The 20165-nt window shown below is 45.3% G+C and carries 11 protein-coding genes; 6 read left to right on the plus strand and 5 right to left on the minus strand.

Translation table 11 applies throughout. The features are described 5' to 3' along the window. Nucleotides 1-41: 41 nt before the first annotated feature. Nucleotides 42-647: a hypothetical protein gene (locus tag QUA36_RS09655; RefSeq protein WP_333156224.1), complete on the minus strand. Its 606-nt coding sequence runs from the start codon at nucleotides 645-647 to the stop codon at nucleotides 42-44. Between the two features lie 3 nt (nucleotides 648-650). Further along, the gene (cofH, locus tag QUA36_RS09660) at nucleotides 651-1808 is read right to left on the minus strand and encodes a 7,8-didemethyl-8-hydroxy-5-deazariboflavin synthase subunit CofH (protein ID WP_333457072.1); all 1158 of its coding nucleotides are present in this window, start codon (nucleotides 1806-1808) and stop codon (nucleotides 651-653) included. A gap of 140 nt (nucleotides 1809-1948) precedes the next feature. Between cofH and QUA36_RS09665 the strand changes: the two genes are divergently transcribed. The 3 genes from QUA36_RS09665 to QUA36_RS09675 all read left to right on the plus strand — a co-directional run bounded on the left by QUA36_RS09665 (nucleotide 1949) and on the right by QUA36_RS09675 (nucleotide 5304). Continuing rightward, nucleotides 1949-3163, plus strand: coding sequence for a glycosyltransferase (locus tag QUA36_RS09665; RefSeq protein WP_333457073.1), 1215 nt, complete (start codon nucleotides 1949-1951; stop codon nucleotides 3161-3163). Between the two features lie 179 nt (nucleotides 3164-3342). Beyond that, nucleotides 3343-5160 carry a glycosyltransferase family 39 protein gene (locus tag QUA36_RS09670; protein WP_333457075.1) on the plus strand — a complete coding sequence of 606 codons (1818 nt, stop codon included), beginning with the start codon at nucleotides 3343-3345 and terminating at the stop codon, nucleotides 5158-5160. A gap of 18 nt (nucleotides 5161-5178) precedes the next feature. Beyond that, on the plus strand, nucleotides 5179-5304 hold the full coding sequence (locus tag QUA36_RS09675) for a hypothetical protein (RefSeq protein ID WP_333457077.1): 126 nt from the start codon (nucleotides 5179-5181) through the stop codon (nucleotides 5302-5304). 42 nt (nucleotides 5305-5346) lie between these two features. Here QUA36_RS09675 and QUA36_RS09680 read toward each other — a convergent pair whose 3' ends face one another. Both QUA36_RS09680 and QUA36_RS09685 read right to left on the minus strand, forming a co-directional pair. Then, on the minus strand, nucleotides 5347-5952 hold the full coding sequence (locus QUA36_RS09680; RefSeq protein ID WP_333457152.1) for a DUF3318 domain-containing protein: 606 nt from the start codon (nucleotides 5950-5952) through the stop codon (nucleotides 5347-5349). 378 nt (nucleotides 5953-6330) lie between these two features. Further along, complete coding sequence (locus QUA36_RS09685) at nucleotides 6331-7905, minus strand: nucleoside transporter C-terminal domain-containing protein (protein ID WP_333457078.1); 1575 nt, start codon at nucleotides 7903-7905, stop codon at nucleotides 6331-6333. 220 nt (nucleotides 7906-8125) lie between these two features. Here QUA36_RS09685 and QUA36_RS09690 point away from each other — a divergent pair, with 220 nt between their 5' ends. Next, nucleotides 8126-8416, plus strand: coding sequence for a hypothetical protein (locus QUA36_RS09690; RefSeq protein ID WP_333162643.1), 291 nt, complete (start codon nucleotides 8126-8128; stop codon nucleotides 8414-8416). 98 nt (nucleotides 8417-8514) lie between these two features. Here the strand turns inward: QUA36_RS09690 and QUA36_RS09695 are convergent, their stop codons facing one another. Beyond that, nucleotides 8515-8709 (minus strand): hypothetical protein, encoded by a 195-nt coding sequence (locus QUA36_RS09695; protein WP_333162645.1) that lies wholly within the window; start codon nucleotides 8707-8709, stop codon nucleotides 8515-8517. 569 nt (nucleotides 8710-9278) lie between these two features. On the opposite strand from QUA36_RS09695, the gene QUA36_RS09700 reads away from it, so the two are divergent. Continuing rightward, entirely contained in the window at nucleotides 9279-14144 is a 4866-nt protein-coding gene (locus tag QUA36_RS09700; RefSeq protein WP_333457080.1) for a CHAT domain-containing protein, read from the plus strand. Nucleotides 14145-14701: 557 nt separating this feature from the next. Continuing rightward, nucleotides 14702-20005: an ATP-binding sensor histidine kinase gene (locus tag QUA36_RS09705; RefSeq protein ID WP_333457082.1), complete on the plus strand. Its 5304-nt coding sequence runs from the start codon at nucleotides 14702-14704 to the stop codon at nucleotides 20003-20005. Nucleotides 20006-20165 lie beyond the last annotated feature (160 nt).

A 20165-nucleotide genomic window follows, 5' to 3' on the forward strand; every position in this document is an offset into this window, starting at 1 on the left:
CGCTCTTTCTAGAATTGAGTCAAAAGTGCGATCGCGATTATTCAGCCATCTCGTACCATCCAAACCAGCATTCCCAAAATTTCGTCCACCGGAGGCAAGGCATAGTCATTAAGATCGATCGATACAATTTTTTCTTCTAGTTTGAGAAATCGCCACTGCGTGCCGTTACTGACACTGCCATAAATAACTGAAATTGGTTTCCCCTTCGCTTCATTAAACTTCTGCATTGCCACCATTTCTGCAACGCACTGTCCAATTCCTGTCTTCAAATCAGCTTTTTTAGCCTCAACAACCGCCACTGCCGGTGCTTCAATCTCCAACATTTCTGGAGAACGACTAATCAAATAATCACAAATCCCGTTTAGTCCAGTTTCATAATCAACCGTAAAGTCTTCCCCCGAAAACAAGCTAATATTCTGCTGCAAAATCTTCCTGACTTCCAGCAGTACCGGAGTAATAATCATTTCCGAGCGAGCTTTTTCGCTACCTGTCGCCACAGCTACGGGTAAACTATTTGCCAAAAAATCTGTCAGGGTTGCACTCGGAGCGATCGGAGTTATTTGCGGTAGAAATCGCGGCCCTTCTACAGTTGTTAATCCAAAGGCTTGTTTAACTTTGATAATTGAGGTGAACTCGCTATAAGACATCGCTCAATTTATCCTACTACTTATTCCTGCCAAATTGTCAACCCCTAAAGGTCGATAAATTGTATCTCTTTGCTGATAACTCCGCCCCAAAGAACTAATCGCATTTTGCAAATCTTCGACAGATTGACAACTGCCGCCAACCGCACCGGCCATCGTTGTAATGTGCTCTTCCATCAATGTACCGCCGATGTCGTTGCAGCCCCATTTCAGCGCTTCAGTAGCTCCATCTAAACCTAATTTTACCCAACTCGGCTGGTGATTGGAAATCAAATTGCCTAAGAAGATTCTTGATACTGCGGTGAGTAACAATGTATCTGCTAAAATTGGTTGGTCGCGGCCGACTCGACTCCGCAAAGGAGCCGGTGCTTCCTGTCCGATAAATGGTAGTAAAATAAATTCTGTGATACGTGCTGGATAGTTTTGGTCGATCGCAGTTTGTTGGAGCGATCGCACTTTTTCTAAATGCAAAACCTGCTGTTGGGCCGTCTCAATATGCCCGCAAAGCATCGTACTCGTTGTCGGCAAACCCAGATGGTGAGCAGTTCCCACAATTTCCAGCCAAGTTGCCGAATTTAGTTTTTCCGGGCAAATCACCCGCCGCACAGAATCGTCGAGAACTTCCGCCGCGGTTCCCGGCATCGAACCGACTCCCGCATCCTGCAAAGCCGAAATTACATAGCTGAAACTAAGATTATCTTCTCTGGCAATAAATTCTATTTCTTGCGGCGAAAAAGCGTGCAAGTGCAACTGAGGAAACTTATCCTTAATAGTTTTCACCAATTGCAGATAATAAGGCAAAGATGCGCCGTTGAGCTTAGCTTGAAGATTTAAGCCCCCCTGCATACAAATTTCCGTCGCAGCCCGCTGCACTGCATCAGTTGCCTTTTCCTGAATTTGAGCTGCATCTAACCAAAAAGCGCCCTCATCTCCCTCGTCGCGGCGGAATGCACAAAAACTGCAATGCTGCTCGCAAATGTTAGTAAAGTTAATATTCCGATTTATAACATAGGTGACAGTATCCCCTGATTGTCGGCGGCGGAGCAAATCAGCGGTTGTTTGAATAGAAGCTCGCGCATCGGGATCTCTTTGCTGCAAAAGTACCAAGGCCTCTGCAGAAGAGATATTATAACCTTGTAAAGCTCGATCGAGAATTGCATCCACAGTTTTCTTTTTAACTCAGCTACAGAATTACTGACTAGAATTAAGCCGTTTTTATATTTTAACTAATCAATTATGGAGGAACGATATTTTACAATCTCAAGTGGTACCAAACTATTCTTAACTTTCTGAACACTCAAATTATGGGCAGCTACCAACCAAATCAGGTATTGCCAGTGCCGTCGGGGCCTTTGCAAATTCCTGCTATACAGACTTTCGGTTCAACTTTTGTAAACGCAGGCACACCACCAATTTATTTTTCCCTGGTAATTCCCACGTACAACGAGTGCAGGAATATCCAGAGTATTGTGGAAAAATTGAGCCAATTGCTTGATGGTATCCTTCCCGGCAACTACGAATTAATTGTAGTCGATGACGACAGCCCCGATCGCACCTGGGAAGTTGCCCTGTCCCTGACACCGGAATATCCGCAATTGCGGGTAATGCGCCGGGAAGAGGAGCGGGGACTTTCCACAGCGGTAATTCGCGGGTGGCAGGCAGCTCAGGGTGAGGTTTTGGGCGTCATCGATGCCGACTTGCAGCATCCCCCGGAGACGCTATTGCAGCTTTTAGCAGAAATTCAGCGGGGAGCAGATTTAGCTGCTGCTAGTCGTCACGTGGGCGAGGGCGGGGTGAGCGACTGGAGCGTTGTCAGGCGATTTTTATCGCGGGGCGCTCAAACCCTGGGGTTGGTGATCCTGCCGGGAGTGGTGGGCCGAGTTTCCGATCCGATGAGTGGCTATTTTATGGTGCGCCGCACTTGCATAGCTGGCAAAACCATGAATCCTGCTGGTTACAAAATATTGATTGAAGTGCTCGGCAGAGGCGATATCGGCTGGATTGGAGAAGTTGGTTACGTGTTTCAGGAGCGGCAAGAAGGCGAGAGCAAAGTTACCTGGAAACAGTATATTGACTATTTGCGACATTTGCTTCGGTTGCGGTTTGCCCGCTGGCCGATGGGCCGATTCCTGCGGTTTGGTGTGGTTGGTTTCAGCGGCGTTTTTGTGGATATGGGAGTTTTTTACCTGCTGCGGACTGTCCTCGGTTTGGGGCTGACTCGCAGTGCAATCTTTTCTGCTGAAGTGGCAATTATCAATAATTTTTTGTGGAACGATTTATGGACTTTTGGTGATATTTCTAGGCAGCAGCCGGGAAAGCGCCAGCGCTTGAAACGGCTGTTGAAATTTAATGTGATTTGTTTGATTGGCTTGATTATGAATGTGCTGCTGGTGAATGTGCTGTTTAATGTTTTTAAGGTAAACGAGTATTTGGCTAAGTTGATTGCGATCGCGACTGTGACTATGTGGAATTTCTGGATAAATATGAAGCTGAGCTGGCGGGTGACGGACGTGAAGTAGGTAATGGGAAATGGGTAATAGGTAATTGATAATGGATAAAATGACTGATGGCTAATGACAAATTGGTCTCCTGCCCTATGCCTTTGAATGACCGAAAGCATCTAGGATACAAGCCCCCGGATTTATCCGTGGGGTCAATGCTTCAATTCTAAAATCTAAAATCTAAAATCTAAAATCGATTGACTGAATTAATGATTAAGAACAAACAACTGTTGTTGCTATTGCTGTGGACTGCGATCGCCTTTATTTTGCGCTTTGCCAATTTGGACTCGAAACCGCTGTGGACGGACGAGTTTTCGACCCTAGTTTTTAGTTTGGGCAACAGTTTTCGCGGGGTGCCGATCGATCGCGCGATCGACCTTTCTACATTATTACAACCCCTACAATTGCGCCCGGATGCTGACACCGCCGACGTGCTCCGCAATTTGTTGCTAGAAAGCAACCATCCACCAGTATATTTTATGCTCGCCCACTGGTGGATGCGGTTGTTTGGGCCTACCGAGGATAGTTTAGTTTGGATAGGGCGAGCTCTTCCTGCTTTATTGGGCGTGATTTCAGTTCCCGCTATCTACTTTGTAGGCAAATTCGCTTTTAGTTCTCGTTTAGTCGGTCAATGTGCGGCCGCGATGATGGCAGTTTCTCCCTACGGCATTTATCTCGCTCAAGAAGCTCGCCATTACACTTTAGGAATTTTATTAGTTATTGCCTCTCTTTTTTGCCTCACATTAGCTGCAAAAAAGCTGCAACAGCGCGCTCCCCTGCCTATTTGGGCGGTGCTGCTGTGGGTTGTTGTTAATTGTTTAGGGATTGCGGTTCACTACTTTTTTGCACTGACTTTGTGTGCGGAAGCAATAGCATTAATTGCTGTAATCTGGATGCAGTTTCATGGAAAGCTGCCAATTGACAACAGCCAGCAGCCTAATATTTGGCAATTTCAAATTCTTTGGCGGCTTTTCGCAGTAGCGATCGGCACTTTGGCGGGCGGTTTAGTTTGGCTGCCGGTATTTTTGTCAAATAAATACGGTAGCGAACTAACTAATTGGATTGTCAGCGGCGATCGCACATTTTTAAATTGGATCGCGCCGATTTTTCAAGCTTTAGCTGGATGGATCACTGTCATCTCTCTGCTGCCGGTGGAATCACCAAATTTGGTAGTAGTAGTAGCATCGGCGATCGCAATGACAATATTTTTTATATTGGTGCTTCCCATCCTGTTTAGCGCTTTTAAAAATTCCTTAACAACGCCAGATACTCGTTTAGGTACTGTTACTTTCGGCGGATTTGTGATAGGAGCAATTTTCCTATTTTTCAGCTTTGCATATATTCTCGGCATTGACCTCACACGCGGCGCACGATACAATTTCGTCTACTTTCCGGGGGTGATATTGCTTTTAGGAGCAACCTTGGCGGTTATTTGTAACACACCTACAGTAAAAAGTCAATCGTTTAATTTACGGGCGATCGAAGTTCCGGGCAAAAAAGCAGTTCTGCTAATTTTAGTAATGGGTTTTTTTAGCGGTGTTACAGTAAATTCCAATCTCGGCTATCGCAAATATTACAAACCCGACCTTTTAATTCCGATTATCCGCGAAGTATCGAAAGTTCCCGTGTTAATTGCCACTACTCAAAAAACTCATGTAGAAATAGGAGAGTTGATGGGGATAGGGTGGGAATGGGAAAGAAGGAAGAAGGAAGAAGGAAGAAGGAAGAAGGAAGAAGGAAGAGGGAAGAGGGAAGAAGGAAAAGGGAAGAAGGAGGACGTTAAAGCCTTTGATTCTCCGCTGTTTCTTTTGGCTAATCAGAGAAGGGAGGGGCCGGAAATAGCGGCAGGGACTCTTGACAAAACACTCAGTCAATTAGAACGCCCGCTTGATTTGTGGTTGGTTAATTTTCGCGCACCTGTGAATCTAGAAGCACAGAAATGTCAGCTTGAATCGCGCGATTTGCCTGCGGTGGATGGGTATGAATATCAAGTTTATCATTGTTCTAGGTCATAGGTAAGTCTTAGGGGATAGATGGGTCGAGCGCAAATTCCCGATTTGCCCGATCGCATAATCCCTGCTTCTGCTTTGTATCTTAACGTGCCAGTGATTAGTCGCGATCACCGGATTCAATTATCAAGTATCGACACAACTTGGTAAAGCCGAAATTTCTATATTCTTATGGTAGGAAGAAAGTAGTTTTCACTCTTGCCTGACACTATCGGGCACGCCCACGGCCGAAATACCCGATATTGCCTTTAAGTTTTGACACCGAATCAACTCATTAAAATCCAAACTGCGCCCTTCAATTTGCGCCACAGCCTCGATCGCCCCAAGCAAATGTCCGGCCGCTTCCGCTTCCTTGTAACCACGCCTTCCCGCGACTCTAACCGCCCCTTCGTCAGCATCTAAATCTACTTGGGAACTGCGGTTGTCGCGCCAAATTCGAGTCATGGCGAGTCCCGTCAAACCGCCCGCGATCGCAGTGCCGATCGCATCTCCCTGCAACAATTCTACAACAGTCCCGACAATTCCCGCCAGAGCCGCACCTTGATAAATATCCGGTTTAAACCACTTAAAACTGCACAGAAAACTTACATTCCGCAATAGCAGTAAATCCCGCTGCGGCTTAGATAGCAGCCGCCACAAATCAAAATTAATATAAATCGGGCGATATTGATTCCAAGGTAAAGGAAAATCGCAGTCAATTACCGTTGATTGTTGGGGCTTATTAATAATTTTACACATCATGCGGCCGGAAGCGGGCATCACATCTAACAGGCGGCGAATTTCTGGATCGGGATTCATAAATTTTGGTAATTGGGAATTGGGAATTGCTTGCATCGGCATAAAAAACAACAACATCCATCAGGGGCTTGTAGGGGCGGGTTCACCAACCATAATTGTCTAAAACCTACAATCTCTAAAACCCGCCCTCACTCACCCAAGGGCAAATCGCAATCTGATGCACGGGTGGCCAGAAACCGGGTTTTTGCGAGCATACTTTGTGACAACCACAGATTTGATGAAAAACCCGGTTTCTTTGGTTTGAGCGTGTCCATAACTGAGCTGATGCAAATCAAAGTTAATCTAGATTATTGGTTGTGCGGGGGCGGGTTTACAAGATTTTTAACGGGAGTTAAATATTGTTGGAAAAACCAGCCCCTACAAGTCCATAGAAGATAATTAAGGGTTTTTCTTGGATGCGGGAGAGGGAGATTCTTGATCTCTGGGAGACGCTTTTTGGGTATTAGCCGAAGGCTTCGGGCTGGCAATTTCTGGGGCAACTGACGGCTTTGAATTAGCGTTTGGGGATGGCAGCGGTTTCGGAGAATCAGGGGCTATTAGTGGGGCAGCAGGGGCTGTTTTAGCGCCTAAAATGCTGGCGTCTCCGGTGTCGAAGGTTCCCGCGATGCAAGCGATCATCATTGTCGCTAAAGTGCCGACAAATAATGCTTTCCAACCAAGTTCGGAAATGTCTTTGCGACGGGATGGAATTAGGGCGATCGTACCGCCGACAAATATGCCGACGGAGGCTAAGTGGGCGAAGCCGGAAAGGGCGTAACTGACAATTAAAACTGTACGATCGCTCACCAGTCCTTTTGCCCCCGCTTCTGCTAAACTTTGATAGGGCGGAATCGCTGTTTCTAATAGCCTGCGACCGATGATTACTGATGCTTGCCAAGAGTCGTCAATGGAGACTCCTGTTAATAGCGTCAGGGGATAAAATAAAACTCCCATAATGTTTGCTAAGGTGACAACTTTGAAAAAGCCACCAATGGGGCCTGGCAAAATTGCCAGCCAGCCAAAGAATTGATTAATTAAGGAAACTAAGCCTAAGATTAAAATCAAAACAGCGGCAATGGCTACCGCCATTTTTACACCGTCCAATGCACCAATTATCGCTGCATCCAAAGGGCTGACTCGTTCAATGGGTTCTCCCCCTACAGTCTCTTGTTTGAATTCTTCGCCGTCCATTTCGGAAATTTCTTCGCCCACAAACTCGCGACCTTTAGGCTGCCGTTCTTCCTTGGGAATGCCGCCCATTGTCAGCGGCACGCCTGTTTCTGGTACTAAGATTTTGGAGAGGACAAAACAAGCGGGTATGGCGATAATTGAGGCTGAAACTAAATGCCCTAAAATATTTGGAAAAACTGGCTTGAGGAAACTAACGTAAATTGCTAAAGTTGAAGAAGCGGCAGTCCCAAAACAGCAAGAGAGGATTGCACAAATTTCCGAACGAGTCATTTTGGGCAAATAAGGCTTGACGACAATTGCCGCTTCAATTCCTACGAAAATATTAGCAGCGCCACTGAGGGCTTCTGCGCCGCTCAACCGCATTGTCGTATAAAATATTTTGGCAAAAAGTTCGGTGACAATTTGAATCACGCCGATGTTGTATAGCAAGGCCATGAGGCCAGAAAAAAAGATGACTGTCGGTAAAGCTCGAAAGGCAAAAATATATCCTAAATTAACTGCCGGCTCTTTACCAGGTATGGGTACAACATTGCTCCCGAATACAAACCTCGCTCCAGCGTCAGCAGCGGTGAATACTCCATCCAGTAAGCTAGTAAACCACTCTAGGGCGATGCGAGTTGGGGGGAACAGGAATACTAAAAATCCTAAGACTAATTGCAGGCCAATGCCCCAGATGATGACGCGCCAAGGTATATACTGAACTTTGCGGTTTTCTGAAAAAACCCAGGCGATCGCACATAAGCCAAAAATGCCCAGAAACGAGATAAGATTGTAGATAGACATGAGCCTAGTCCTTGAAATACTTGAGAATGCCGATCGACGGTTTGCACCACATCAGTTATACTATTCATCTGACGGCAAATGCTAAAAAAAATAACGGGCAGATAAATTACGCACTCAACAGCGTACTTATGTCATTGCTTAGGTCATTCCGAACTCTGCGGATCTTTAGCAAGCCTTGATTTGCCTTAATTACCAGCAGTTTAGATAGAAACTCTAACACATGGAAGCTTTTGCTCCACATCCTCCTGAATGGACTGCGACGGCGGTTCACGCTAATGAGTTTTGCTGTCCCAAGTGCGGTGCTAGCTGTACGGATGCCACTGAGGTCTGGATTAATCGCCGATCGCCAGTATACACCGAGTTCAACCGCCGCAAGTGGCAAGAATTTTACCGCTGCCAGTGCGATTCCGTGTGGTGGGCCTGGAGTAACGATAGGCCTCCTTCTGAACTTGTGCGTCGTGATACTAGCTCGGATGAGGGCCCGGATTACGGCCCGAATGATGATTTTTAGAACGGTGACAGAATTTTCGATTTTCGATTTTATTTAAAATTAGGGTAAGGTGTGCCTCGGCGCACCCTACATTTAGATATGTTCGCGCCCGTTATCAACTAATTCATCACGTCAAGGATTCCCTTGACTACGCCTTCCATGACTCTTTCAATTAAGCTCAATTCATTTTCGCCGATCGACTCATTTAAGAGCATTGACTGAATTCGCTGTCTGTCATCGCGAGTCAGTTCGCCTGACGAAAATATCCGCTCTACTATTTGTTCAGTTAGAAATGGGAAAGCTGGAGTTTGCATGGTTGGTCTCTAAAAGCATCAATATTTTGTTTTTAACTTTATTAGAGGAGCCAGTTATTGTGTGGGTTTTTACTTTCCCACCCAATCAGTGCTCCAATCATAGGACTCTGGGGGGATTTTGTCAATACACTTGTTACAGATCAATACAAAATTTTTATTGAATTTCCCACATTCTGGCAACGGGTGGTTTTGGAGTACGATCGACCCCCGGCGGTGGCGGTGTTCGATCGACCTTTTTAAGTTTATTGGCACTTTGGCGGAACATTACAGCTCAAAAAAAATCAAAACGATAAGAGATTAGAATGGGGCATGGGGCATGGGGCATGAGGCATGGGCAAAACAGGGAATTGGTAATAGAGAATTGGCAATAGGCAATTGGCTTTTCTGACTTCCCTCGAACCTCTTCTTTCTTCCTTCTGGCTAATGACTAAGCTGTCGCGCATTTAAATTGCATATTCGAGGCGGGCGGGAGGCCCAACTCCTACTCCCCACAAGACTTTGATTGTTTTTTGACAGACAATTTAAATGCCGCAACAGCTTAATAACTAATGACTAATAACTAATGACTAATGACCTATTTTCGTTCTGCTCTAATTTTGACATTAGGTTTTTGGCTGCTACCGCTAGCAGTGCGATCGCAACCTGTCGTTCCCGCTACTGACGGCACAAATACTGTTGTTCAGTCCGAGCAAAACCGTACAGATATTAGTGGCGGACAACTGTCAGGAAACGGGGCCAATCTGTTTCACAGCTTCAGTCAGTTTAATCTCAGCGAAGGTCAAATCGCTAATTTTCTAACTAATCCAAATATTCAAAATATTTTAGGGCGGATTTCCGGCGGGGATGTTTCCGTCATTAACGGTCTGATTTCTGTAAGCGGCGGCAACTCAAATTTATTCTTAATGAATCCGGCGGGAATTGTCTTCGGTCAAAATGCTAGATTAAACGTGCCGGGGTCTTTTTTCGCGACAACTGCTACAGGTATTGGGTTCGGCGATAACTGGTTCAATTCTGCCGGAATTAATGATTACAAAGCTTTAGTGGGAAATCCCAATCAATTTAATTTTAATAACTCACAAGTGGGGGCAATTGTCAATGCAGGAAACTTGGCAGTTGGTAGCGGGCAAAGTTTAACTTTGCTCGGTGGCACTGTTATTAATACAGGACAATTATCGGCTCCAGGCGGTCAAATTACTGTGGCTGCTGTTCCGGGAGAAAATGCAGTCCGTATCAGTCAAGCTGGCAATTTATTAAGTTTAGAAATTACTCCGTCTTTGCAGTCAGAACAATCGGCGATCGCCCCGGTTTCTTTGCCTCAGTTGCTAACAGGCCCCGGCGTAGCGTCAGCCACAGGTTTAACGACTAACGCACAAGGTCAATTGGTACTGACTAGCGGCCAAACAGTGGGGATAAATGGGGGAAGTGCGATCGTCTCTGGTTCTGTAAATGTATTTGGCCCTTCTGGGAATGCTGGCGGCACAGTCAATATTTTAGGAGAAAAAGTCGGACTCTTCGGCGCAAATATCGATGCTTCCGGGACAGACGGCGGAGGTACTGTGCGCGTCGGAGGCGGTTTCCAGGGGATGGAACCAGTGCCAAACGCCCAGGTAACTTATGTTAGTCCTGATTCTACGATCGCAGCAAACGCGATCGACCGCGGCAATGGCGGCACTGCGGTAATTTGGTCAGACAATACAACTCGCTTCTTGGGCAATATTAGTGCTCGCGGCGGCACTGCAGCAGGTAACGGCGGCAGAGTAGAAGTTTCCGGCAAAAATGCTTTAACTTTCCAAGGAGAGGTCGATACCCGCGCGACTAACGGTGCGATCGGCAATTTGTGGCTCGATCCGGCAAATATTACGATCGTCAGCGGTAACGGCGACACCAGCGCGCCATCTGGCGGGGAACTCGCATCGGCACCTGAACCCAATGAAACATCGATCTCAGAAGTACAGTTGGAACAGATGGCAGCCGGCAGCAACGTGGTTATAGAAACCCCCGGCTACATCACCCTCCAAGACTTACCCGATAACCAACTTTCCCTGCAAGCGAGAACCGGAGACACCGTAACATTTAGATCGGGCGGAGTGTTTGTTGTCAATGACCCCAAGGATTTAATCGAGACTCAAGGTGGCAACATCAACATTTTCGCCAGCAGCATCTCTCTGGGCGGACTCAATGCTAACGGCGGCAGTATCGCTATCACTGCTAACGGTATTGACTTCAGAGGCGGCAGCAATTCTGTCAGCAGTGCGGGGGGAACAATTCGCTTGCAGCCCAACGACAGCCGAGCAATTCGGATCGGTGGCACCGGCGATATTTTGGGCATTTTGGACTTGACGGCAACGGATCTCGGCGCTTTGGCGGGGGATTTCGGCTCGATCGCGATCGGGCGCGAAAACGGTAGCAGCGAGTCGATCGCGATCGTCGCACCCATTACCTTCAACAGCCCGCTAACACTTCAAGGCAGCTCGATCGCGATCAACAATCCCCTGAGTACAAGCGGCAGCGCTAGCTTGACTCTCGACGCGCCTCAAACTGATCTCAACGCCAACATTGCGACATCCGGCGGCGATCTCACTTTCACAGGAAACGCATCCCTCAATGCTGACGTGGCTTTGAGCACGGAAGTTACCGGCAACATTCTGTTCTCCGGTAGCCTAGACGGATCTCACGCCCTGAGACTTGACGCTGGGCGAGTGCTGTTCGGCGCTACAGTCGGTCAAACTGCACCGCTGGCGAGTTTGGCTGTCAACGCCGGCAGTACCGAGGTATCGGGCAATATTGCGACATCTGGCGACATGACTTTCAATAGTAACGTCACAGTCGATCGCAGTGCCGCCCTAGCCACCACTACCGGCAATATCACTTTTGCCAATAGCCTCGACAGCACGCCGGGCCGGGCTAATAATTTGACGCTGCGCGCTGGCGGCAACATTACTTTTGGCGGCCTAGTCGGTCAAACTCAGAGGTTGGGCCAGCTCTCGGCTGACGCTGCTAGCGTGACGGCTGCTTCCACAATTACAGCGCGCAGTTTGAGCGTTAACGCGCGAGATTCCGCTCGCTTCGGGGGGGACAGCACGGCCGCTTTGGGAGCCGATATCAAGGCAGAAAATGTCCTCTTAGAGGGTAATTTAAGGACGGATGGCGGCAGCGTGAATCTGCAAGGAAGCGGCGAGGTTCGGACGGGCAATATTACCTCGAACGGTGGGAGGATTCGGGTTGAGGGAAATACTGTTGCAGCAGGCGCGATCGACTCGTCATCGGCAACGGGAACAGGAGGCGCGATCGCTCTCCAAACCAATGCTGGGCCTTTAACTGCCGGAGCTTTGAACGCTTCGGGGGCGATCGGCGGAAATATTGATGTCATCTCGAAAGCGGGCATTTCGGCTCTAGATATCAACTCCAGCAGCACTTCAAACGGCAACGGCGGAGGCGTTTCCCTGAACGCGACTGATAACATTCAGTTGGGCTTTATCAATGCTCAAGGTGGCCTTGGTGGCACTGGTGGCAGCGTTGATGTGACAACCCTCGGTTTGTTTCGCTCGAACAATGTTTTCAACGATATATCGGGCAATTCTTCGAGTATTTCTACTGCCGGAGGTGCGGGGGCGGGGGCGATCGCAATTCGCCACGGAGGCGGTATCGATCGACCTTTTGTAGTTGGCGGCGCGATCGACAATGGAACCCTGGGAAGCATTAATGCTGGCGGGGGAAACGCCATTTTGCCCACTTTTTCTTTTGGACAAACTTACACCCAAGGAAGTTTACCAAATCAGATTTCCCTAGTTACACCGGCCGCGCCCTCTACTCCTGCACCAATTCCCGCACCAATTCCCGAACCAATTCCCGAACCCATTCCCGCACCAATTCCCGCACCAATTCCCGAACCGCCTCTAGAGTCCGTAAATCCCGATCCGGCGCTGTCATTTCCTGCATCTTTGCAAGTAGAATTGCGATCGCCCAATCGAGACAGAAATTCCCCAATGAGCCAGGATATTTTCGCTCCTTCTCGCAGATTAGATGCGGCAGGTTCGGGAGTTTTAGAATTTGAACAAACCTTTACTCGCGAGTACGAAAAGTATCTGGAGTTGCCCCCAAGAAAGCCGATTACTAATCTATCGGTAATTTACGAAACTCTTCGCAAAAACGAACAAATTACAGGGGCAAAATCTGCAATTATTTATATGAATTGGCTCAGGAGATCGGATGCAGCCGCAGCCAAAGAAGATGGTTCACTGCTGGTGGCAAGTCGGGATTTATCTAATCTATTGCCTGTGAGAAAAAAACTCACCTCCGAACCCCCTCGCCCCTTAGAAGATAAGTTAGCCCAGAGGTTGTCGCCGCAGGGCCAAGAAATTCCCGATGTTCCTAACGGGGAGTATTTAGAATTAGTGTTAGTCACAGCTAACGCTCAACCGATGCGCGTTGTAGTTCCGGCGACAACGCGGTGGCAGGTGTTGCAACTAGCCGACGCCCTGCAAAGCGAAATAACTAATCCCCGAAAAAGAAGCAGCATTAGTTATTTGGATACGGCGCAAAAACTTTATCGGTGGTTAATTGCACCAGTTGCTGCAGAATTGACAGCTTTAAAAATTGACAATTTAATTGTAATTCCGGCAGCAGGTTTGCGGAGTGTGCCGTTTGCTGCCCTTCACGACGGCAAAGGCTTTTTAGTGGAGAAATACAGCATTAGCGTGATGCCGAGTCTGAGTTTAACTGATATCGGCTACGACAATATTGCGGATGATGAAATTTTGGCAATGGGGGCGTCGGTATTTGAAGATAAAGCGCCATTACCAGCCGTACCAGTGGAGTTAGAGTCGATCGCGCCGCCCTCAGAAGGAAAATTATTTTTGAATCAAGATTTTACTCTGGGAAATTTGCAAGCTCAGCGGGCAAATCGACCTTTTGGCATCATTCACTTAGCAACTCACAGCGAATTCCAGCCTGGGGAACCGAAAAATTCTTACATTCAGTTGTGGGATACTAAATTGCGCCTGGATCAAATGCCACAGTTGCGCTGGAATGAACCGCCGGTGAATCTGTTAGTTTTAAGCGCGTGCAGTACCGCTTTGGGCGACGAAGAGGCGGAGTTGGGGTTTGCGGGTTTGGCGGTAGCTAGCGGTGCTAGATCCGCTTTAGCGAGTTTGTGGGAAGTCAGCGATGAGGGGACTTTGGGGCTGATGACTGAGTTTTATCGGCAGTTGCGCGCCCCCAGACGCGGTGGCAATTTGATGATTAAAGCGGAGGCTTTGCGGCGCGCGCAATTGGAGATGCTGCGGGGGCGCGTGCGGATTCAAGACGGGATGTTGCGAGTCGAAGGGCTCTCTATGAGTCTAATTTTGCCTCCGGAAATTGCGACGCGGGGCGATCGAGTGCTTTTGCATCCTTATTATTGGGCCGCCTTTACAATGATTGGCAATCCTTGGTAATGGAGTTTTCCCACAAGTCTTATCGAAGTTATTAGGGTGGTGTGATAAACTCCCTTGATTCGTTAATTGCCCGAAAACCTATACTATTGACATACATTTTTAGGCATTCGGGTTTCACACTCTCGCTGTAATAAGGCGTGGGGCTCATCATCAGCGATAAATTGACATCGCATTTGACACAAATGTGGTTCTGTTTTCCTTTTTTCTTAGTGTTTTTACGGATATGGGTTAATTTGCACTCGCTTTGATTGCATGGTGATTCGCCCTATTTATACTCTAATTATGCAACGCCCAAATCTCCTATGAAGACTAAGGGCGATCGCACTTCACTCTGTTTTGCCGGATTTTGCAGGAAACTGTGGAGCGATCGTACTCCTGACCGGAATGTTTAGCCGTCTTATTTTGAAGATATGTTAATAAAAAATAACTTTTCTTTTGAAACTTAAGTTTTTCTTAATTTTTCAGATAATATTATGTATTAGAGGATACATCTACTTAATTAATTAACAATTTTTAAACTAATAATTGAGTATTAATACTTACAAGAGGCTGTAAGAATGATTAACTTACCGGGCTACGACATTACCAACCAGATCCATGAAAGTAATAATTCTATAGTTTACCGGGGACTGAGAAAGCAAGACAACCAACCGGTAATTCTCAAATTTCTCAAACAAGATTATCCGATGCCAGCTTCGTTAGTCAGATACAAGCAGGAATACGAAATTACACACAATCTTCACCTAGAAAGTGTGCCTAAAACCTACAGCTTAGAAAGATACCATAACAGTTTGGCTATCATTTTCGAGGATTGTGGTGGAGACTCATTAAAGCTCTTATTGGCTTCTCACCAACTTACCTTAGAAGAGTTTTTATTAACAGCTATTAAAATAACCAGGGCTTTAGGTGAAATTCATCGACATAAAATTATTCATAAAGATATCAATCCCAGCAATATTATTATTAACTCAACCACAGGGCGAGTTCAAATTATAGATTTTGGCATCTCTACTGTTTTAAAGCGCGAAAATCCTACCCTAAAAAATCCTAATGTTTTAGAAGGCACTCTTAGCTATATATCGCCGGAACAAACAGGCAGAATGAACAGAGCGATCGACTACCGCACTGATTTTTACTCATTAGGAGTCACTTTTTACGAACTGCTAACGCGGCAATTGCCCTGGGATTACAGCGATGCAATGGAATTAATCCACTGTCACATTGCTAAACAAGCAGTACCGCTCCATCAAATCAATCGAGAAATTCCTAAAGCTGTTTCTGATATTGTGATGAAGCTATTAGCGAAAACCGCTGAAGCCAGATATCAAAGCCCTTGGGGAATTATCGCTGACTTAGAAGAATGCCTAGAACAATTAAAAAATACGGGAGGAATTGCTGATTTTGCGATCGCCCAAAAAGATATTACAGATAAGTTTCAGATACCTCAAAAACTCTACGGGAGAGAAACAGAAGTTGAAACCTTATTAGCAGCATTTGAGCGAGTCAGCAGAGGCAGCACCGAAATGATGCTAGTATCCGGTTACTCTGGCATTGGAAAATCCGCCTTAGTACAAGAAGTTTATAAACCAATTACTAAAGCCAGAGGTTATTTTATAGCCGGAAAATTCGACCAATTTCAACGAAATATCCCTTACGCCGCCGTTGTCAAAGCCTTTCAATCATTAGTCAAGCAACTCTTAACAGAAAGCGAAAATCAACTAAATACCTGGAAAGAAAAAATATTAGCAGCCGTTGGCGCTAATAGTCAAATCATTGTCGATGTCATTCCTGAAGTAGAATTAATCATTGGCCAACAGCCCGCCGTACAAGAATTAGGCGCTACAGAAGCACAAAACCGCTTTAATTTAGTATTTCAAAAATTCATCCGCGTCTTTTGTTCAGTTGACTATCCCTTAGTCATCTTTCTCGACGATTTACAATGGGCTGATGCCGCCACATTGAAATTGCTACAAGTAATGATAGCAGATGAGCAAACCAACTATCTATTTCTAATTGGTGCTTATCGAGACAACGAAGTTAACCCATCTCATCCTTTAATGATGACTGTGGATGAGCTGCAAAATCAAGGTGCAAGAATCGAGCGAATTACTTTAGCTCCCTTACACCTTCACCACATAGTTAACTTAATTGCTGATACCCTGCGTAAAGACCAAAAATCAGCCCTCCCCCTCGCCGAGTTAGTTCTCGATAAAACTCAAGGTAATCCTTTTTTTGTCAATCAGTTTCTCAAAACTCTCTATCAAGAAAACCTGCTGAAATTCAACTTTCAAAAAAGAAACTGGGATTGGAATATATCAGAAATTGAATCAGTAGGTATTACTGATAACGTCATTGAATTGATGCTAGGAAAATTGAAAAGACTGCCCGCATCAACTCAGCAAGTGTTGCGTTTGGCTGCTTGCGTGGGTAATAGTTTTGACTTAAACACTCTTTCAATTATTAACGAGAAATCTTGGGTAGCCACCTTTCAAGAACTATTGCCAGCCATCCAAGAGGGATTAATCTTAGCTACTTCTGAGTTAGGTGCTAGCGAATCAGAAATAATTAACTCAGACTTAGTAATTACTACTTATAAATTTTTGCATGACCGCGTGCAACAGTCAGGTTACGCTTTAATTGACTCAAAACTGCAAACAGCAATTCACCTACAAATTGGTCGTCTGTTACTGGCAAATATTTCTCCTGAGCGACGAGCCGAAAGAATTTTTGAAATTGCTGATCATTTGAATTCGGGTCGGACTTTAATCATTGATGATCACGAGAAAATTGAACTAGCTATTTTAAATTTAACAGCCGCTCGCAAAGCCAAAGATGCAACGGCTTATGCTGCTGCCAGAGACTACTTAAAATTCGGTCGAGAAATTTTACCGGGCGATATTTGGCAAGAATCCTACGAACTAGCTTTTACATTTCATAAGGAGCTGGCAGAGGCAGAATATTTAAACGGCAATTTTGAAGAATCAGAAGCTTTAATAGAAGTGGCATTTGCCCAGGCAAAATCTGAGCTAGAAAAAGCCGAAATATACAACATTTTGATCGTGCAGTACACTCTGCTGAGTAAATATGAAGCAGCAGTTCAATCTGGACTAAAAGCCCTTCACTTGCTGGGCATAGACTTGGCTGAAGATAATTTAAGCGAGGCGGTTAATGCGGAAATGGCGGCAGCTAAAGCCAACTTGGCAAACCAAGAAATTGCTTCATTAATTCATGCCGAAAAAATGCAAGATCCTGCTCAACAAATGGCTATGAAATTATTGGGAAACATGGGACCGCTAACGTTCTTTTCATCTCAAGAACTGTGGAAGTTGACTGTAATCAAAGCGATTAACCTTTCTCTCAAGTACGGTTTTGTAGCGGGAGGGTCTTACTGCTATTCATGTTATGGAATTATCCTGAATTCAATTTTAGGGGATTACCAATCGGCTTATGAGTTTGGCAGACTCGCTCTGACTCTGAGCGAAAATTCAAATAACTTGTCTCAAAACTGCCAAGATAGTGTGATATTTGCCAATTACTTAAACTGCTGGGTGAGACCGCTCAAAACTACGGCGGAAATTAATAACGAAGGTTATAAAGTTGGCTTGCAATCGGGCAATTTGCAATGGACGGGTTATAACCGGATGTTTCAAACTATTACCTATTTCTTCCAGGGCATGAATTTGAATAATCTCTTGGAAGATATTGGCAAGTCGCTCCATTTTTGCGAGCAAACTAAAAATTTCTGGGCGATTGATATTATCATTGCTAATAAGATAGCAATTTTAAATTTGATGGGCGAAGAGGATGAAATTAGCGAAAAAGAGCATTTAGCAAATTTCCACAGCCGTAAAAGTATGGCGGCGCTGTGCGAGTTTTATGTTTTAAAGGCGCAGACTTTCTATCTTTACGAACAGTATAGTGAGGCGCTAGAAGCATCGGATCGCGCGGCAGAGCTGATCGATTATTTGATGGGTCATATTTCTAGTGCTCACCATTATTTTTACCGTTGTCTGATTTTAACGGCTCTGTATTCAGAGGTTTCTGAATCGGAGCGACAAGATTACTGGCTGCAATTAGAAGCTAATCAGAAACAAATCAAAGTTTGGGCGGATAACTGCTCGGAAAGTTTTTTACATAAATTATCGCTAGTGGCGGCAGAAATGGCGAGAATTTCAGGTCGAGATTTAGAGGCGATGGATTTGTACGATCGCGCGATAGCTGAGGCTAGAGAGGGTGATTTTATTCAGAATGAAGCGCTGGCGGCGTTTCTTGCTGCTAAGTTCTGGTTGGGGAAAGATAAAGAAGAATTTGCCCAAATCTATTTGACTAAGGCCCACTATGGCTACCAATACTGGGGTGCTAAACGTAAAGTTGAGAGTTTGGAGGAAAAATATCCTCAATTAATCGCGAGAACTTCAGGGAAGACAACTACTCAAACTAAAGTTAATCGCACTACGACGGCGACTACTAGCAACAATTTGGGTGAGACGCTAGATTTAGCTACGGTGATGAAAGCTTCTTTCGCAATTTCGGGTGAAATAGTTTTGAGTAGGTTGCTGGAAAGATTGATGAAAATTGCGATCGAGAATGCGGGGGCGCAAAAAGGTTTTTTGATTTTAGAAAAAGGGGGAAACTGGGCGCTAGAGGCGGAAGGTTCGGTGCAGGAGGATGAAGTTAGTGTGCTGCAATCGCTTCCTCTCAATCCGATAGCAGCTTCTGGGGGCTCTCCTTTGCTTGCAAGTGCGATCGCCAATTATGTGATTCGCACTCAGGAAAATGTGGTGTTAAATAATGCGGCTCAAGAGGGACAATTTACCCGCGATCCTTATATTGCAGCTACTCAACCGAAGTCTATTCTTTGCACTCCTCTGCTGCACCAAGGTAAGCTGACTGGCATTCTTTATTTGGAAAATAACCTGACTGAAGGGGCTTTTACTACTGATCGCCTTGAGTTGTTAAAACTTTTATCTGCCCAAATTGCTATTTCCATTGAGAATGCTCAACTTTACAAAAATTTACAGGATTTTAATCAAAACTTAGAGCAATTAGTGAGCGATCGTACTCAACAATTATCGAACACCTTAGAGGCTTTAAAAGCCACCCAAACTCAGCTAGTCGAATCTGAAAAAATGGCATCTCTGGGAGGATTAGTTGCTGGTGTTGCCCATGAAATTAATACTCCCATCGGAGTGGGTGTCACTGTTGCTTCAGCTTTGGCAGAAAATACTACAGAATTTGCATCTATTTATAAAAGTGGCAAAATGAAGCGATCGGATTTAGAAGAGTTTGTCGATATTGCTACCCAAAGCAGTAAGGCACTTCTAATTAACCTAGATCGGGCGGCAGCCTTGATTCAAAGCTTTAAACAAGTAGCAGTAGATCGCTCTAGCGAAGAACGGCGTACTTTCCAGATCAGACCTTATCTTGATGAAATTTTATTACAATTAAAACCAAAGTTGAAAAATAGCCAACATTCGCTTAAAATTAAGGGAGATAGCAAAATTGCTATAGATTCTTATCCAGGAGCATTGTCCCAAGTTGTGACAAACTTGCTAATCAATTCTCTGATTCATGCCTACGAACCAGGGATTTCTGGGGAACTAATCTTTGCTTGGGAGCAAGAAGGTAATCGGCTAAGGTTTGAATACGCCGATGAAGGTAAAGGTATTCCCCCAGAAAACTTAAGTAAAATTTTTGAGCCATTCTTTACCACTAAGCGTGGTCAAGGTGGCAGTGGGTTAGGGTTACATATTGTCTACAATTTAGTCACCCAAAAACTAAAAGGTGAAATTGAATGTCTAAGTGAGGTGGGAAGAGGAACCAAGTTTATTATTAAATTACCCATGCAAATTGATTCATAAATGTAGAGTTCCAATTCCGATTGTGTAACCAAGATAACTAAGTAAGTCCACCGTATTAAAAATAAAATAAGGATGACTGAAAAGGTTGCTGTGTAACTCTTCTCCCTTCTGCCTTTTTCTTAACAGGTTTTCTAACTTCAAACCTAAACATTAGTAAAAA

Source organism: Microcoleus sp. Pol10D4 (assembly GCF_036701555.1).
Classification (GTDB): Bacteria; Cyanobacteriota; Cyanobacteriia; order Cyanobacteriales; family Microcoleaceae; genus Microcoleus.